Origin of the sequence: Bacteroides ndongoniae, assembly GCF_900108345.1 — a bacterium.
Classification (GTDB): Bacteria; Bacteroidota; Bacteroidia; order Bacteroidales; family Bacteroidaceae; genus Bacteroides; species Bacteroides ndongoniae.
Map to the genome: position 1 here is coordinate 1,088,455 of NZ_FNVV01000014.1, position 18,529 is coordinate 1,106,983.

10 protein-coding genes are annotated in these 18,529 nt (G+C 49.7%); 2 read left to right on the forward strand and 8 right to left on the reverse strand.

Annotated elements, in window-relative coordinates; all coding sequences use genetic code 11:
- Positions 1-49: 49 nt before the first annotated feature.
- The 8 genes from BQ5591_RS15455 to BQ5591_RS15490 form a co-directional block, all read right to left on the reverse strand.
- Entirely contained in the window at positions 50-1,702 is a 1,653-nt protein-coding gene (locus BQ5591_RS15455; protein WP_071150013.1) for a hypothetical protein, read from the reverse strand.
- A gap of 88 nt (positions 1,703-1,790) precedes the next feature.
- A complete protein-coding gene (locus BQ5591_RS15460) occupies positions 1,791-4,268 on the reverse strand; it encodes a family 43 glycosylhydrolase (protein WP_071150014.1) in 2,478 nt (825 codons plus the stop codon).
- Between the two features lie 435 nt (positions 4,269-4,703).
- Positions 4,704-5,501, reverse strand: coding sequence for a DUF4886 domain-containing protein (locus tag BQ5591_RS15465; protein WP_205410644.1), 798 nt, complete (start codon positions 5,499-5,501; stop codon positions 4,704-4,706).
- A 107-nt stretch (positions 5,502-5,608) separates the two neighbouring features.
- Positions 5,609-7,636, reverse strand: coding sequence for a RagB/SusD family nutrient uptake outer membrane protein (locus BQ5591_RS15470; RefSeq protein WP_071150015.1), 2,028 nt, complete (start codon positions 7,634-7,636; stop codon positions 5,609-5,611).
- Between the two features lie 22 nt (positions 7,637-7,658).
- Complete coding sequence (locus BQ5591_RS15475) at positions 7,659-10,955, reverse strand: SusC/RagA family TonB-linked outer membrane protein (RefSeq protein ID WP_113740889.1); 3,297 nt, start codon at positions 10,953-10,955, stop codon at positions 7,659-7,661.
- 36 nt (positions 10,956-10,991) lie between these two features.
- Complete coding sequence (locus BQ5591_RS15480; protein WP_083381054.1) at positions 10,992-12,227, reverse strand: DUF4959 domain-containing protein; 1,236 nt, start codon at positions 12,225-12,227, stop codon at positions 10,992-10,994.
- A 70-nt stretch (positions 12,228-12,297) separates the two neighbouring features.
- A complete protein-coding gene (locus BQ5591_RS15485; RefSeq protein WP_071150018.1) occupies positions 12,298-12,813 on the reverse strand; it encodes a sigma-70 family RNA polymerase sigma factor in 516 nt (171 codons plus the stop codon).
- Between the two features lie 749 nt (positions 12,814-13,562).
- Complete coding sequence (locus BQ5591_RS15490) at positions 13,563-17,069, reverse strand: alpha-L-rhamnosidase (protein WP_071150019.1); 3,507 nt, start codon at positions 17,067-17,069, stop codon at positions 13,563-13,565.
- Between the two features lie 796 nt (positions 17,070-17,865).
- Between BQ5591_RS15490 and BQ5591_RS15495 the strand changes: the two genes are divergently transcribed.
- Together BQ5591_RS15495 and BQ5591_RS15500 are read left to right on the forward strand one after the other, a co-directional pair.
- A complete protein-coding gene (locus BQ5591_RS15495; RefSeq protein ID WP_317042584.1) occupies positions 17,866-18,156 on the forward strand; it encodes a type II toxin-antitoxin system RelE/ParE family toxin in 291 nt (96 codons plus the stop codon).
- Positions 18,157-18,190: 34 nt separating this feature from the next.
- Positions 18,191-18,529, forward strand: a complete 339-nt coding sequence (locus BQ5591_RS15500; protein WP_071150020.1) for a HigA family addiction module antitoxin — start codon at positions 18,191-18,193, stop codon at positions 18,527-18,529.

Genomic DNA, 18,529 nt, shown 5'->3' on the forward strand with positions numbered 1-18,529 from the left:
GATAAATACGAATGAAAAGCACAAACTACCTAATAGCCCGGAAGAAATGTCAGCGCACAATATAGAATGACCTTTCCACCGGTTCCGCAGTCTGTACCCGGCCCGCCAATCCGTACTGCCAGGCCACCACTGTCACCTTCAGCGGAAAGCGGCTGCGGGGCGGAATGGAAGTGAACACCAGCTTGTTGCCCACTATCTCGGCAGGTCCTTCCTTCACATAGTACGATACGGGTAAGCCGCAATCGGATGTAGCACCCAGCGACAACGTGTCGATGCCAAACTCCACATCGGGCAAACCGGGGAACAGAATGTGTTGTCGCTTCCCCTCCGTATTCCGGTAGGGAATATTGAAACTCAGTTCCTGCACCGTACTCTTATAGTGACGGTCACCGGAACTGGCAGCCAACAACGTGATACTCCCCGTCCGTTTACGGTTATACAGTCCCATGCGATAGAAGCTGACGCGGAAAGTCGTATCGTCCATTTGTTTCACAGGGCCGCAGATACGGGTAATGGTGGGACTGACAGCGGCATGCCGTTCCGTTACAGAACGATAAATACTGTCTGTATAAACTGCTTTCAGGCAGAAAGTCAGTCCGTCTGCTTCGGGCACGAAACGGGCAGCCACCCGCTGATGTGCCTTTTCGTCATACGAAAGCAACTTGCCGTCCTGCACAAAGCACAAGTATTGCGGCTGCTTTCCCCGCTCCTCCCGATAAATGGACTCGGTCAGTTCCGCCATCTCACGATCGAAGTACCAGAAAGCATCGTGCGGATCGCCTTTGTATGCCCCGTAAGGTGCGGGACGGGGACGCTTGGGTTGCCGCGGCGGAGCAGGCAGACGAGTTTCACCTTCAATGTCATCGCCCCGACGCCAACGTTCGGCCAGCCATCCGTCCTTCGGATTCACTTGCTTCAACTTCACCGGTCCGTCACCCGACATCTCAGGCAAACGCCACTCCAATGCCTTCTTCAAAAATAGCGCAATGTAACGGGCTGTGCGGTCGGACACATCGAAATGTCCCCGTCCTGCATCGCACAGAAAAGAGATGCAACTCTGCGGATACATCATACGGAAAGCCAATGCGGGCCGCACCCGTGCTTCCCACCACTCATATTCTCCTTCAATCATCAACCCCGGTATGCCGTCAATGTTGCGCGTCCGTCCCCACTCCAGATTGGCCCGGCCATATCCTGTCAGATTGGTGCGTGGTGCATCTCCGTGGTAAGAAACAACGGCCAGCGTCCGTTCCGGATTCCAGGCGGCAAAGTTCCAGGGGAAAGTAGCCATAGCCGAATGTCCCAGTGGAACAATGGGGGCATACGCCAGCTCTGAATAGCCACTCACCTCTGCCAGACTGTCCAGTGCTTCCAACAGCGCGTCGTTACACCCGTTCGTCACATCCCACGGAAAGTCGAGGATAGGAGAAATCCACACCAACGCTATGCCTGCTTCCTCCATTTCGCGCCTGAAAAGCGGATTTTCGAACAACGTTTCTTCACACATATTGTGCTGTCCCACGATCAAGGCCTTCACCCTATTGCACGAAGGCGGCACCCACAGGAAAGCCTGCGGATGCCCGCCCGTCTCATCAGAAACTACTGCCGTCACCGGCACTGACCATTGCCATTCGGCTGGAAAAGCCTTGCTGCCCCACAAAGACAAGCAAAGCAACGTCATTATAAACCAATTTTTCTTCATGTCTGTCTTTCTTTGCGAATATAAAAGAGGAATATAGAAAAACTGTCAGCCCTCAGGCTGTAGCGATAGGGCCGACAGTTTTCATCTTCTATTTTATCATCACATTATCCCTGGACGGAACAAATTTTCTTCCATTCTCTTTCCAGTACAGTTCCAGACGGTCAGCCTCGTCCGCCGTCAGATGAATGACAGCTCCATGTTTGGGAGCATTGAAATTGGTCGACTTCATCACACCGTCATTAAACCGTCCCAGATTTTTAAACGTTACAAAATCGGTTGTTTCCGTAAATCCGAAATTATGTGGTGTAACGCTGTATACATCATACATCAATACCCATTTCTCCTCTCCGATCCGTTTCCATACGGTCGGTGCCTCACAAGCCTTGGGCTCAAAATCGTACCATTTAGAATCGTATCTGTATCCTCCATTGATACGGTCTGATACCGCCTGCTTGATACCCGGTGTCCCATCATGTGCTACATAGAACAGATGATAGCGGTCGCCCACCTGTGTTATATCTCCATCTATGGCCGAAATGTTTTCATCGGGATACTCGTAAAGCAATTGAGGCAAACTCTCTATCTGATTAAAATCATCGTTTACATATACATAATACAACTTATTCCTTTCATTACGGAAACGCATGGTATAATATATCATCAATTTCCCTTTTTGTTCGTCAAAACAGATTTCCGGTGCCCAGGCACAACCTATCTCAGACAGTCCGGCGGTCAGTTTGTCAAAACGGATGTTGGCACGGTTCCAGTGTATCAGATCCCACGACTTCATCAGAACCAGTCCTTTGTTATTTCCCCAGCCATAAAGTTTTCCATCACGTTCCCATTCTGTATCCCGATAACCGTCTCTTTTCGCAAATACATGCAAGTCGGTCATAGCAAGATAAAACGCCCCGTCCGGACCACGATAGATGTAAGGATCGCGAATGCCCCGCTGGCTGGCAATAGTGTCACCAGCCAATACCGGTTCTCCACCATTTAAAGCCGTAAACGAATATCCGTCGCGACTGATTGCCATATACAGCCCATGGGTTTCATCCTTATGGAATACCATCAGATAAGCACTCATGTCTTTTTCCTGCGGCACCGCATTCTTATATCGGAAATGGCTGAATCCGGCTTTGCCTTTTCCCATACTTACCAGACCGATTCGCAATGCATAGAAGCCTTTGTAGACATTGTGATGCATGCCAGACACGTCGATGTCCTCGGCTATGGCAGTCCAGTCTTTCCGATCCTTACTAACCCAAACAGAAACATGATTTCCCTGATTTTTAATCTTGACAGAGAAGTTCCGTCCGACAGTATTAGGGACTTCCACCGGTTTATCTGCATGACGGTAGACGGTAAACACCTTACCGTCGGAAACAAGACCGGCATAAGCCTGCTCATTATAATACAATACCAGCCCGGCTTTGTTTCCCTTGCCTGTCTGCATATCGACTTGAGTCTCATAATTCTTGTCTTCAGCTGTCACCAGCAAGAGGCGTCCGTCTGCTGGTGTTTTTCCTTTCGCATCCAGCCACAGGGTATTCTTGTCGAACTTCAATGCTTTCGGAGCATACTCCTTCCAGAAGGTCCACTGCATTCCCAATTCCGGACCGGCAAAATCGTCCGACAGCTTTATTCCGTGTTTTATATCAGACAGATTGTCAAGACGGGATTTCGGCTTCTCTGCCGTACGGCACCAGCCGTCCGAAGTCCATTCTATCGGTTCAACCAATGTCTGTCTTCCCAATGTATGGTAGCCGTTGGCATAAGCATGATAGACTACCCACCAGTTGCCGTTTACATCGTCAACCAGCGTACCGTGGCCTTTCGACCACCAATTGTCGTTGGCGCTATACGTATGTACCAGCGGATTAAAAGGAGAATTTTCCCACGGTCCCAGCACACTTTTCGAACGGGCCATTACTATCATGTGGCTTGTAGCGGGACCGGCTGTTCCTCCTTCGGCCGAAACCAGGTAATAATAGCCGTCGTGGAAAAACAGCTTTGGCGATTCCAGATACATGCCTTCTGTAACCCAGTGCTTGGGAATCGGCCAACCGTCATACACCTTCGTCACTTCGCCACTGACCGAAAGTCCGTCCTTCGACAAAGGAACGACTTTGCCTTCAGACACATAAAGAAATCGATTTCCGTCCTTATCTACGATATGTCCGGGGTCAATGCCTCCCACCTTCAGATCGACAGGTTCATTCCAAGGGCCTTGTATCCGGTCGGCCCAAATCACCCAATTGGTACCTGCCGCCGGATAATAGATATAATAGCGTTCGCCATACTTGACCAAATCGGGAGCCATAGCAGAGCCTTGCCATTCCGTCATGGCACGGCAAACGGGTTCCCAATGTTCCAAATCCTGAGAATGCCAGATTAAAAAGCCCGGCGCATAATAGAATGGAGAATGTGTCATGTAGTAATCCTTGCCATCGCGCAGAATGCTCGGATCGGGATAATCCCCCGGCAAGATACATTTAGGATACTCTTGCGATTGCACTTGCCACGACAAGAACACAAAAAGGAGAAAAAGAAAATTTGCTTTCATAAAAAAGATACCAGTTAAATAGGTTATTTTATTATCACATTTATACACAGCACTTGGGGAGGCAGACAGCCACCTACCTTTTTTAGGCAAAAGCACAACAGAAGCGTATATGAATCTCTGCCCTACTTCCAACTGCTTGCTTGGGTTTTACGCAACAGGCTCTTGTCTCAACAGTTTCTCACAGCTATGAGAAAGTTATTCTCACAAGTATGAGAAAACTATTCTCACAGTTATGAGAAAAAGATTCTCATAGGCATGAGAAAGAAATTCTCATTCAGTGAGAATGTAGTTCTCATGCTTAGAGAACGACCCAAAGTCAGTAAGACAAGGAAATAGCAGGTTAAGATAAAATCCGAAACCTGAATTTATATACTATTACGAATAAGCTCCTCCGTACGCTCAATGAGATATGTCCGATTAGCGGCGGCCAGCTTGTTATTGAGGAAGATTCAGCAGCCTCCGGTTATCCAGCACGGTCTGCTGAGCCACTTGCTGTATGTATTCCGCCAGTTCGGCATCGAGATCTGCCGTATAGGTTGTCTGATAATGACGCTGAAAAAGAGTGGAAAAGATTACGTTGGCTGCCAGGTAGGTTCCCAAGACAGAGGGGTGACTACCGTCCGGCCAATACAGCGACTGATAGGGACGCTCGGCCCGAACACGCTTCCAAGCCATCCCGACCGGTGCACACCAGGCATCGTTCTGATAAGCCATTTCCAGATAACTGGTTATCAGCCGGTCCTGCATGCCTTCATACGTATCGATCAACGGATATGCTTCATGCGGTTCCTGACAGCCGTCTTTATGTCCCCACGTCATATAAAAGATGACATGTGCCTGCGGATTGTACACATGAACCAGACTGTCCAGCTGGCGGGCATACGAATAGGTTTCCCGTTGCACAATGGCGGTCTGCTTGGCGGGAGCGGCGCTCTGCTCCTGCAAAATCACATAATCCCAGTTCCCCTTCCGGATAGCTTCCTGTTCCTCCTTCCGTTGCAAGTGCTTTTTAAATGTACACCCACCAGGGGTATAAGCCTGCCAGGCAATGTTCATCCGATGGTCCACTGCAATGTTCCGGGCAATCTTCTGCACCATGAGCGGCAAGTCGTGATAGTAAGTATAACTGTTCCCGATATAGAGTACACGTACAGAGTCCTTTTCGGTCTGCGCACACAACGAGCCGACGGATTGCACCAACATACAAATGAAAATAAGAATGACTTGTTTCATAATCATATATTTTAATGAGTTCGGACAAAAATAAGAAAAAAGTCTGATTGTCCGCAACCAGGCAGAAGACAATCAGACTTTCTTATCGCAATATAAACAAGCAGGGATTACCAGCCGGGATTCTGCTTCAACTGGCTATTCAGACGCATTTGTGTTCTTGGTATCGGAGAGAGATAGTCGCGTTGGCTGAAAAGCAAGTTACCTGCCAAAGTAGCGATGGAACGTCCATAGTCAGGATCGTCCGGTCCACTTCCTTCGTAAATGCCGTAGAGCAACGGATATTTCTCGGGATAATAGCAGGGTTCACCAAAGTAAGTAGCATCGTTGGCCTTTTCGGTCTCGTAGGCAGTACCCAAAATCTTATGACCCAGTTTCTGTCCGGTCAGGTTGATGTGGGCAATACCCCAGCGCTTCAAGTCATCCAGACGGAAGCCCTCACCAAAGAGCTCGCAAGCACGCTCGCGGCGTATCTCGTCCAGCATATTCATCTTCTTACAGATGGTTTTTCCGGTAGCGTGGTCAAACCAACCGGCATCCCATACGTTGGCAATCAATGCATTGGTCAACGGAGCCACACGGGCACGAGCACGATTCTTGTTAATAGACTTATCCAAATCCTCATCCGAAATCGTTCCACCATTCAGTTCGCAAGTAGCTTCGGCGTAAATCAGGTGTACTTCGGCCAAACGGATCAACGGATAATCGGCCGATTCCGTTTCACTGGGTCTGCCTGCACCTTCAATCAGGAACTTGCGGCTACCATAACTGCTGGCGGTAGAGTTGTTGCGAAGAGTCGGCTTAAACACGGCACAAGTGCTGCTGTATGCAGGATCGCTTGAATCATACACGTCATTGTTCTTGGGGAATACCGGATCGGGATAAGGTTTACCAGTCTCCGTCAGCTGTCGGCCATCTTCCGGACGGCTGCTCCAGAATGTCCGGTCGGGGATGGACATACAGCAACCGATGAAACGATAGTCACGGTTGCGGAACTCACCCACAAACGTATCATAGCCCTCGAACTGGGGATTGTTCTGTGCATCCTTCATGTCGCCCGTATAGCTGATGCGGATAGGCAGACCGTTGCGGCAGAGGAAGGACTCGCCGAAGCTGGAACTGATGTTGGAACCCTGCCAGGTAGCCACGGTGTGTGAGAGGTTGATGCCACCACGTCCCAAATCATAATCGTACTTCTTGAAGAAGATGAACTCCTTGTTGGTACTCTTGCCTGCACCCATGAAGTTAGGAATGTTGCCCGCACCATCGTCGATATTGAACAGATAGAAGTAGCTCAGGCTATCACATTCGTTCCACAATTCGAAGGTACCGCTCTCGGCCTCGTCAATCACTTCACCTGAAAGGCGTTTGGCCTCGCTCAACATTTTCTCGATGCTGTAGTATCCTTCCGGTTTGGCTGTACCGGCACCCGTGTTCACACCGTCTCCGTCCAGGTCGTAACCAATGGTCGGTACATATTTCTCCCATGTTGCCTCGTAAAGCAGTACACGGGCCAGGAAAGACTTGGCGGCTTCCTGGCTGACCTTTCCTTTGGAATCAGCAGGAATATTCTTTTCCTGAGGCAACATCGGAATAGCCTTTTCCAGGTCGGAAATAATGAATGCAGCGACTTCGTAACGGCTCTTGCGCGGACCGTAAAGCACTTCATCGTTGACGTCAAGTACATGATCGACAATGGGCACACCACCAAAGATACGTAACAGATAGAAATGCTGCCATGCACGGAAGAAGTAAGCCGTACCTACCGACTGGGCAATTTCTGCCTGATCGCCTGTATATTCTGCCGCCTTCTGCAACAGAATGTTACAAGTACGGATATGACTGTACGGTTTATCCCACTGATAGTTGCTTTCAGGAGCCGAACCGCCTCCATTACTACCCAATCCGGAAATATCCAGATTGCGGTCCATGCTGTCATAATTTGCCTGATTGTTGTAATTCTTCCACGCTTCTACATTGTAAAGCGCATTGGCAGCCTGCTCAAAATGCTCCGGTGTTTTGAAGACGATAGCTTCCGTACCCTGTGACAAGGGTTCCTTATTCAGGAAATCGCTACATGCCGTCAAAGACAAGGTCATAGCCGAAGCCAGAAATATCTTGTTCAATATTGTTTTCATATTTCAAGTTTTAAGAATTTAGTTAGAAAGTTACGTCCACACCAAAAGTCAACAAACGGCTGAAGGGGAACGTGTTGTTTGAAGCCTCACCATTTTCCGGGTCATAACCATCTTTCACTTTGGTCCATTCCCACAGGTCATCGCCCGAGAAGTAAACCCGCACCTTGTTCAGTCCGGCCTTGGCAATCCATTGTTTGGGAAGCGAATAACCTACTACCAAAGACTTCAGACGGATGTAACGGTTGTTCTGTACACTAGCATCCACGTTGTTATAGTTAAACTTGTTGAAGTTCTGGTCACGCGAAATAATCGGATATTCAGCATCTGTATAATCTGGCGTCCATGTCTTGTTCAGGAAGGTACTGTTCTGCAGCGTGTAATTTGTTACAAACGGAGCATAGACATTACCCGTTCTCAGAATATTCTGCTTGCCTACGCCCTGGAAGAAGGCTGAAAAGTCAATACCTTTCCACTCAAGACCCAACTTAATACCGAATGTCAGACGCGGAGCGGCATCGCCGGCATAATACAGGTCCTCGGTCGTAATGGCACCATCGCCATTCAAGTCTACATAGCGGCGGGCACCCGGACGCAAGCGGTTGGTACCTGTTTCGGACGGAGCCGGCAGGATGTTGTTAGCTTTAGGGCCTGTGCGATCGGCATTCCAGTAATACATTTCATAGTAAGCGTCCACTTCTTCCTGAGTCTGGAAGATTCCGTCTGTCTGGTACACATAGATGGCATTCAACGGTCTGCCAACCAAACGGTTCGTGTTCTTACCCGGATCGGGCACGTTTTCATTGTTCGTCAACTCCAGCAATTCAGTAGATGCATCGGCCAACGAAGCACCGATGTTGTATCTTACCTGTCCAATCTGGTCGTTCCAGTTCAAGGCTATTTCCCAACCTTTGGTACGCAACTTACCGTTGTTGGTCTTCGGAGCAGATGCACCTAATACAGAAGGATACGTTACGTCGATGAACATACCATCGTTGGTCTTCACAAAGTAATCGAACGAACCTCTCAACCGATTGCTCAACACAGCAAAGTCAACACCTGCATTGTGGCTGTAAATGGTTTCCCAAGTACGTTGGTCTGAAGTCATGTTGGCCACCCACAACGAAGTATGTTGAGTAGCTGTAGTGCCAAACAACGTAGTACCGGTACTAATAGTAGAAAAGCGTTCGTAATTGTCGATACCGTTCACATTACCGGTCTTACCGTAATTGTAACGCACTTTCAAGTCATCCAGCCAGTTGATGTCCTTCAGGAAATTCTCCCGTGAGATTCTCCAGAAGCCGGAAACAGAATAGAAGTTCTTCCAACGTTGCTCTTTGGAGAGTTTCGACGAACCGTCACGACGTGCCAACACTTCTACCGAGTACTTGTCATCGTAGATATAGTTCAGACGTCCCAAGTAGGAAACAAAACCCCATGAGCTCTGTCCACCACCAGCCGACTTGGTAGCTCCGTCAATCCATACATCCAAATCCGTCAGACCAGATCCCGGATAGAGAGGGCCCATACCACGTGAAGCGGTCACTTTCTTATAACTTTCCTGTTCGGCCGTCATACCCAACATGGCAGACAAACTGTGAACTTCGGCAAATGTGCGCTCATAGTTGGCATAACCTCCCAAAGTCACATTCTCCCAACGTTCCATCTTTTCTTCCAGCGAACCGGGTCCCTGCTTGTTTCCGGTCTGTGTGCCTACCCAGTCGTAATACTGCACCTTATTCTTGGCAGTCTGTGTGGCACGCTGAGCCAGTTTATAATTACCCGTAGCAGAGAAAGAAAGTCCCTGTACCCATTTGTTGAGGTCGAGCGTCACCTTGCCGTTTGCACGGAAGTTGGTAAACGAGTTCTTTATCTGTCCACCCTGTGTCAAACCACCAACCGGGTTACGGTTTCCACTAAATGTATCGTAAGCATCGCCGTTCTGGTTATATACAGGCCAGAACCAAGGGTCGAACCAACCCGCACCGACATCGGTCGAAGGAGTGGTAATGTCGCGCTTCTCATACGACATGCCGGTCTCGAACTTCAGGAAATCGTAAGCCTGATAATCCATGTTCAGTCGGGCACCGTATTTTTTCTCACCATCTTCGGCTATCTTCAACTGCGAATTGGCATCCGAATAGCTCAACGAAGCATAGTATCCGAATTTGTCATCTGCACCGGAGATGGTCACTGCGTGACGTTGTGAAGTAGCACTACCATACAATACATCCTGCATATAGACATTCGGATCCCAGCGCTCTACCTTGTCGCCGTTCTGCAAAGTCAGTACCCGGCCTGCACGCAGGGCGTTGAACAGTGTCTCCCCTTTATATACAACCGGATTACCAGTTGTCGGATCTACATCCGAAGCATCCAGTGTCGGTCCTCCAAACGAATTGAATATCCACCAGTTGATGTTCTTATGTACTTCCTCCGGCGTACTCAGGCTGGGATTTGCAGCTATCGCATCGTAGTATTGAGCCTGATAGAACATGTCCAGCCATTCACTGTTGGTCGTAAACGAAGGCTGAATACCGGTAATAGAACGGCTGATGGCGCCATTATAAGTCACCTGCGCCTTGCCTTTCTTTCCACGTTTCGTAGTAACCAACACAACACCCGAAGCAGAACGGGCACCGTAGATGGCGGCCGAAGCGTCCTTCAACACAGAGATGTTCTCAATATCATTGGCATTCATGGCGTTCAAGTCATCCAACGAACCGGACATACCGTCAATGATCACCAACGGATTACCATCACCGTTGATAGAAACATCACCACGAATCTTCATAGAAGCATTCTCACTACCCGGACGGCTGGACGTACGCGTAATGACCAGTCCCGGAACCTCGCCCTGCAAAGCTACAGTAGCATTGGTGATACCTTTATTGCTGAAAGCCTCTTCACCTTTTACCTGTGTGATGGCACTCGTCAGTGATGCCTTCTTCTGCGTACCGTAACCTACTACTACCACTTCTTCCAGCAATTCGGAATCTTCCTGCAAGGTTACATTATAATCGTTTTGAGCACCGACCTTGATCTCCACTGTCTGGTAACCGATGTAAGAGATGACCAACGTGCCCGAAGCATTGTTCAGCGTAAAGTTACCGTCAATATCGGTTATCACACCGTTTGTTGTTCCTTTCACCATCACGTTGGCACCAATGACCGGTTCGCCGTTTTTATCCAGAACTTTACCTTTCACGGTCTTTCCGCTTTGCTGTACTTCCTGTACCACTTCTACCGCCGCACGTACCTGCGATGCGGGATATAGGGAGGCCGCACACAAGGCGGCAACCCATATGAATTTCTTTCTCATGATGTAAAAACGTATTTTTATGTATTCGTATTAGATTTACTCTTCTGCACCATAGACATTCAAGTCTGCCAACATGGCTTGCGAACCCGTACCTTTGTGTTCGGTACCGAAGTACACCTTAATATATCGGGCACGGGGCGTTGTAGGCAAGCCGCAAGACTGAGGCACGTCGGTATTGGGATCGAAAGCAAAATCACCATGATCGGTCCACTGCCAACTGTCCGAATTGCTGGGATCGGTCGCACCGGCTTCCGTACAAGTATAGATATGCTGTCCTTTCTGTCCACGGGCATCTCCCTGACGACGGGTCAGTTCCACGCTGGCAACGGTTACTTCCTTACCCATATCCAGAATGAACCAATGCGGATAGTTGGTAGCCACTTTCCAGGAAGCATGCCAATAAGTATTCAGACTGCTGTCTATCATCGAAACTACACGTCCGTTCTTCAGGCCGTCTTTATCGCCTTCGCCCTGTGCTTCCTGAGAGCTGTAGCCGATGGTTGCGTCATTCGAATTTTCATTGTAACCGGGGAAACTCCATAAAGAACGGTCTATCTTAACTGCCGGTATCGGTGTAATCGTCTTCTCAATCGGTTCGGAAGCATTCTCGTACTCATCTTCTGCACTGACTCTGACAACGCACTCACCCTGCAGGAATTCGTTGTTACTGTCCATCAGCATTACTAACTGTGTGCCTTCACTGTTGGCTGGCACCTCGAACTTGGTGCTTCCTGTCTTGCTGGCATCACTTGCCTGATGGTATTCCAATGCTATCAGTACCGTCGTATTGAACTCATTCTTATAGTTCACCAATGTACCGCCCAATACCGGACTCAGTGTAATGGTCTTCACCACTTCCAGATAAGCCGGAGCACCGGGAGCAAACGATACTTCTACCGCACCGGCATTATTTCCTTTCACCGAGCAGGCATACAGCGAAAACTTGCATTCGTCCGTACTGGCAAATCCTTTCACGGTGGCAGTCGAAGGTTTGTCTTTTGCTACCAGCACATACTTCTCTTCACCTTTGGAATTAGTGTAAGAAATCTTGGTGTACATGAAGCTGGGACTGTCGGGATTGGTCCAGCTCAAGGTAACCTCACCCGGACCGGCAACTGCCTGCACATTGGTGACCTGAGCAGGAGCCGAATTGTCAATCGTAATCCGTCCCTCCTCATCATTGCAGGAATAGAAAACGGATGCCACACAAGTGGCAAACAGGAAAAGAAGCAGACTTCTTACCTGTAGCAGATTCAATGATCCATTTTTCATAAACAATAAAATTAAATTAGATTTATGTTATTAACTCAATTCTTTCGCATCATCCGACCGAAGTCTTTTTTCAGATACATTGTCTGATAAATTCACGTACTGTCTTACGTCCCAAACGCAAATGATTCTCCACCGTACGGATGGAAAGTTGCAATTCGGCAGCAATCTCGGGAACGTCTTTGTCCTGAAAGCGTTTCATAGCATACACTTTCCGGCGTTGTTCCGAAAGTTTGTTTAAGGTGTATCGTTCTAAGGTCAACAAATCTTTTACCACCACACGGCTTTCTACATCTTCTACCGACGTCGGACAGCAGTCATATATATAAGAGGTATATTCCTGCTTCAGTCCACTACGACGCCAATAGTCCACCAGCAGATTGGAAGCGATGGTAAAGATGAAACTCTTCACCGTCTCGGGACGAAGCATCGGTTTGTAGTCGAGCAGACGCAGGAAGACGTCCTGAGTCAGGTCGCGAGCAGTCTCCCAGTCGTCTATCCTATTAAATAGGTAGGCATGCACAGGCCGTGAATATTGCCGGTAGGAGTTGGCAACAAGTTCGTTGGATGTGGTTTTCATGTCTTCCATGATTCTTAGTTTTTGTAGGTTCAAATTATACAATTCATCGCGCCCTCTTTCCGAGGAGCTCAATGCAAAAATAGAATGAACCCGAGACATGAAAAACAAAAAGAAGGCGGAATACGTATCACGCATAAGCATGATACAACCTTAAGAATATATACTGATTATCAATAGCATACAACAGTATCACAAATGAGTGATACTCGACGAGAAAGAGAAAAAGAAAAAACAATAACCATTTGCAGTATTGCACACACCGTTTTGTAGAGACGCAAAATCTTGCGTCTCCCCGTGCGCAGCCTTTTTGTCGCTAACATGCATCTGAAAGCAAAGGAAATCGGGTGGCTGTGTCAAAACCAAGTGATGGTATCTGACTCCCCTCCTTCGAGAAGGAGGGGTGCCCAACGGGCGGGGTGGTAGGTTTTACGACACGCTGTATATTAACACTTTATGTTTTCACCTACCACCTCCCCCTTCGGGTACTCACCCCCTCTTACCTCCCCCGTTATCGGGGGAGAACAACCTTCCCGAAAGAGGAGAGTTTCTGATACTTTTGTTTTGCCCCCCTTCGGGTGATGAAATGAAAAGAATACAGATTAAGGAAACTCTTTCCTTTAGACACAGAGATTACGCGAAACTATACGGATTAATATTCATTTTCTTCCTCCGTGCTTTCCGCGTAATCCGTGCCTAAAATATCAAAATGCGGTCACTTTTGTTTTACCCCCCTATATCGTAGGGGCAACCCGCCCCTATTAATGCCTTACAAAGCTGTAAGTACCGGACTGGAGTTCCAGAATTACCCACCCGTCGCGACAGGTCAGCTGCTCCACACCACGACTGCCGCGGCATAACTTCCGGCCACCTTCGGTGAGGCTGTCAGCAGAATCTGCACGCAGGTAAAGCGTGGCCGTAGTGTTGGCGGGGATGCTGAACAAATAGTGTACGCTGCCGTCGTCGGCCAACCGCCACTCGCTGCGGATGCGGCCATAAAGAGAATCGTAATATCCTTTGGCGTATTTCATCTGTCCCGTCGGGTCGGGAGTGGGACGAAGCACAAAATGATGGAAGCCGGGCGAAGCCTCATCGCACTGAATACCCAATGAATAGCCATACATCCAGGCGCCCACCGCCCCAAAAGAATAGTGGTTGAAGGAGTTCATGCGATTGTTCTCGCCGAAACCGTCGGTGTGGGTGTACGAGTCGAGCCGTTCCCAAATGGTGGTGGCACCTTGCTCCACGGAGTAAAGCCACGAAGGATAGGAAGTCTGTTGCAACAGGCGGTAGGCCACGTCATCGTACCCGCCGTCCGAAAGTGCCTTACAAATCCAGGCGGTTCCGATGAAGCCCGTCATCAGCGAATAGGATGGACACTGCCGACCGTTGTCCGCCACATTGGCACGGCTGATGGTATGCGCCAGGTTCGCAGCGAAGCGGGTCTTCAGGCTGTCTTCCACCAATCCGAAAGCCAGCGGCAGCACGTACGAGGCCTGTATGTCCACCGCTTGCCCTTTGGCAGGACCGTCAGCACCGGAAGCGATGGTCTTGCCTGTCGTAGGACAAATATAAGTGCGACGGAAGAAGTCGAGCCGTTCTTTGTAAAGCGAACGGTAGCGCTCCGCATCGGTCTCACGCCCCAGCAGGGCAGCCACCTTCGACATGATTTCCAAATCGTAGAGGAAGTAGGCCTCCCACATCAGGGTCTTGTCGTTCTTGTTGTCCTCGGGGCCGAGCCAGTCGCCCAGGTTGCCCCACACCTTTTCCTGCACCAGCACGCCAGTCTGTGGGTCGATATTCTTGGCTAGCACATAGTCGATATAGCGACACATGGCCTCGTAGTGTTCGGCCAGCAGGGCGCGGTCGCCATACTGCCGGTAGACCTCCCAGGGCACGGTGATACCCGCGCTGCCCCACAGCAATCCTCCGAAGCCTACTCCCATCGGCGCCACGTCGGGGAAGCGACCGTCCTCGCGCTGCACATCGCGCATAGCGCGAAGGTAACGGCGTAGAAACTGTCCGGCATCCGTCAGGTAAGTGGACGTGCGCGAAAAGACAGAGATGTCGCCTGCCCAGCCCATACGCTCATTGCGCTGCGGACAGTCTGTAGGGATGGAAAGGAAATTGGCGTAAGTGGACCATACGATATTCTGCCACAGGCGGTTGACCTTCTCATTCGAAGTTTCGTAGTGGGAAGCCAGACGATCCACCGAACTGAGCACCACGCCGCGGACAGCCTCCACAGGCAGTGCCCGGTCAATGCCGGTAATCTCCACATAGCGGTAACCGTGGAAGGTAAAACGGGGCGCGATGGTTTCTCGTCCGCCACGGGTGGTGTAAAGATCCTGTGCCATGGCTGCCCGGATGTTTTCGAGCATTATCATACCCGTGTTTCCGGCATAGCGGGGCAGGTCGGGATATTTCACCTCGGCAAAGCGCAGGCAGATTTGTCGTCCGGGCTCCATGCCCTCCAGCGCGATTTCGGGCACGCCGGCCATATTCTGCCCCATGTCATAAACGAAGACGCCCGGCCGCACTTCTTCTACCGAGCGTGCCGTCAGTTTCCGCACCGCTTTTACCGTCTGCCCGTACTGGGCTACAAGCCGGAAACGGGAGTAGTCGTCCACACGCGGCGTGTTGCCCCCGCCCACGGTGCTGACGTTGCCTGCCGTTGCCACCTCCACTGCGGGACGCCAGGCCGAGTCGTCGTAACCGACCCGTGCCCAACCTACGACAGCCATCTCACGAGTCGCGTCGTAAACCTCACCCTGGAAGAAGCTGCCGTAAATCACCGGCCCGCCGGTGAAACACTTCCAAGTGTCGGGCGAGGTGACGATGCGTTGCTCGGTACCGTCGTCGTAGGTCAGGACAAGCTGTGCCAACAGCGACTGGCGGTCGCCGAAGAAGTTCCAGTTCTCGCCCGCATAGGTGGCTCCCCCGCTCCACCAGCCTTCGGCCAACACGGCACCCAAGACATTCCGGCCTTCGGTCAGCAGGGAAGTGACGTCGTAAATCTGATACAAATGGGTCTTGTTGTATTGCGTCATGCCGGGGTTGAAGTAATCGTTGCCCACGCGCCGGCCGTTCAGGTAGATTTCGTAGATACCCCGTGCCGTGACGCACAGGCGTGCCTTGCTGACCTTCGCCCGTCGGGTGCTGAACTCCGTACGCAGCATGGGCGCGGCATTGCGGCTGGGATTCACCAGATAATAGCCGTATGCCGACTGCTCCAGTCGCTCCTGCTCCATCTTCACCAAAGCCAGACGGTTCTCGGGACTGCGGAAGTTGCAGATTTCGATGTTTGCTTCCTCCAGGTCTGCCGGATGGCCAACGCTGAACCCGACATCGCCCACCACCGGAAAAGCGATGAAGTCACCACCCCGCCCCAACGGATTGAGATTTTCCTCGCCCAAAAGTGTATCGTCCTTATAGAAACGGGTAAAACCCAAATCGGAATAGAGAGTAAAACACTGGAGGGCGTGCATCCGACTTTTATCCAGCACAGCGAGCGGTATTTCAAAAGAACGGAGAGGAACGTCCGCACGGTCGGCAGCAGCGTACCCCACCCGATAGACATTCAGACGGGCGGCACGGCCGGAGTCTAATGGTGCAAGGTCGGACTCAACCTTTATATAAGAACTGTCACGCCCGTTCTCCAAATGCTCCAGATTCATGTTGGCATCCATCAGCCGGCGGTCGTTGGCACCGTACACGAAAGCCAACTTGCGCGAAGCGGCTCCCTCGCGCAGGCGGAAAGTGAGGTTAAGCTTGAATACAGGCAGGTAAGGCGAATAAAACATCCGGTCATCGTCTCCCCCACCAATCCAGCGGGCTCCTCCCCAGCCTTCCACGCCGTCCGTGGTGAGCAGGCTGGTTTCGAAGTGGGAAGTCTGTTGCAGGCGCCGGCCTTCGCTGTCCCACACCGTCACCTGCCAGTCGTAACGCGTCAGTGGTTTCAACGTTTTTCCCTTATATTCAATGTTCTGCGAACGGCTATCTTTCACCCAACCCGAGTTCCACACCAATGTGCCATGCTCATCGGTCACTTCCAGTTGGTAAGCCACCTGCCGCAGTCCGCGCACGGTGCTGTCGCCCACCATACGCCATCCGAAACGCGGACAGCTTACATCGACAGCCAACGGCATTTCCACATATTCCACACTCATTCCTTCCAGCCGCGGAACGCGTTCATCGGCACAGACACCTGCTGGCAACAGGCAGAACAATAGTCCCAGAAACATCGGGAAGAAGATTTTCCAGCTCATAAAGCAAACAATTTATCAGTTTTTGTTTTCCATAGAGGCATCCCTCTGTAGTTCACTTTACAAATATAAGCAATCGGAATTGAAAAATGAAAGAAAAAGCATGGTGAAACGTATCTTTCACAAGCATGAGACTTCATAAGCAATTAGCATTGATTATCAGCTATATACAGAATTCTCACAAACGAGTGAGACTCATGGTGAGAGACGGTGAAGCGTGAAGTTTCACCATAATCCCCCCGTCGTCAGCGATTTACGTGCAAAGTGAAGGCGTGAAGGCAGATTCGGAAAAACTATTCTCAAAACGGGGTGAAAGGATACCCCACCAATGACGCGGATGAAACAAGATGACCACAGCTTTCACCCTACCCATCTGAAAAGTGAAATGGTAAAATGAAAAACAGGCAAACGGATTGCCGAGAAGCAATGCAAGCACGGCTCGCAAGTAATGCAAGCACGGCTCACAAGTAATGCAAGTGCGGCTCGCAAGCAATGCAAGTGCGGCTCACAAGCAATGCAAGCGTGGCTCACAAGCAATGCAAGCGTGGCTCACAAGCAATGCAAGCGTGGCTCACAAGCAATGCAAGCGTGGCTCACAAGCAATGCAAGTGCGGCTCACAAGCAATGCAAGTGCGGCTCACAAGCATAGTTAGAGTGCTAAAGAGGGACTTGGGGACGCTAAAGAGGGAGTTAAACGAGCTGAATGCTCACTCTAATATACACAACATTCGCTTTTTTTGCGAATATTCAAAAAAGAATCATATCTTTGCAATATAATAACGTTGTAAAAGGGCATCAGATGGAAATCTACTTCAACGAAAAGTATTTAGAACAATTATACACAGAAGGGGTATCCGACAAAAAACACCGATACCAACCACAGATAATCCGTAAATACATCCGGATTATTGACCTGATGATAGAACTACCGAATGTACAATCTCTTTTAAACTACAATTCGTTAAACTACGAAAAACTGAAAGGGAATAAAGTAGGGCTTTCATCAGTACGAGTCAATGATCAATACAGAATAGAGTTTGAAGAAAAAGTAAAAGATGGTGAAATCCTTGCAACAATATGCGCAACATAACAGATTTGTCTAACCACTATCAATAAGTAAAAAGATGGATACCGAAAAGAAAACAGAAATGTGTGCCAACCAGTTAAAACCCGCTTACCCTACACATCCTGGAGAAATCCTGAAAGAAGAAATCGAATACAGAGGGATATCTCAACGGAAACTGGCAGAACAAATGGGCATGCAATATTCCGTGCTAAACGAAATACTCAATGCCCACCGCCCGCTAACAGAGAAAACAGCATTACTGTTTGAGGCTGCTTTGGGAATAGAAGCAGAACCCTTAATGCGTTTACAACTGAAATATAATATGCAGACTGCCCGAAAAGACCAGTCATTCATGGAAAAACTGGCACAAGTTCACAAAATCGCCGCTATGCTCTGA

Excerpts from the sequence above, each read along its gene's own strand:
- BQ5591_RS15455 (WP_071150013.1), bottom strand. The coding sequence starts at position 1,702 with ATGAAGAAAAATTGGTTTATAATGACGTTGCTTTGCTTGTCTTTGTGG.
- BQ5591_RS15460 (WP_071150014.1), bottom strand. The coding sequence starts at position 4,268 with ATGAAAGCAAATTTTCTTTTTCTCCTTTTTGTGTTCTTGTCGTGGCAA.
- BQ5591_RS15465 (WP_205410644.1), bottom strand. The coding sequence starts at position 5,501 with ATGAAACAAGTCATTCTTATTTTCATTTGTATGTTGGTGCAATCCGTC.
- BQ5591_RS15470 (WP_071150015.1), bottom strand. The coding sequence starts at position 7,636 with ATGAAAACAATATTGAACAAGATATTTCTGGCTTCGGCTATGACCTTG.
- BQ5591_RS15475 (WP_113740889.1), bottom strand. The coding sequence starts at position 10,955 with ATGAGAAAGAAATTCATATGGGTTGCCGCCTTGTGTGCGGCCTCCCTA.
- BQ5591_RS15480 (WP_083381054.1), bottom strand. The coding sequence starts at position 12,227 with ATGAAAAATGGATCATTGAATCTGCTACAGGTAAGAAGTCTGCTTCTT.
- BQ5591_RS15485 (WP_071150018.1), bottom strand. The coding sequence starts at position 12,813 with ATGGAAGACATGAAAACCACATCCAACGAACTTGTTGCCAACTCCTAC.
- BQ5591_RS15490 (WP_071150019.1), bottom strand. The coding sequence starts at position 17,069 with ATGAGCTGGAAAATCTTCTTCCCGATGTTTCTGGGACTATTGTTCTGC.
- BQ5591_RS15495 (WP_317042584.1), top strand. The coding sequence starts at position 17,866 with ATGGAAATCTACTTCAACGAAAAGTATTTAGAACAATTATACACAGAA.
- BQ5591_RS15500 (WP_071150020.1), top strand. The coding sequence starts at position 18,191 with ATGGATACCGAAAAGAAAACAGAAATGTGTGCCAACCAGTTAAAACCC.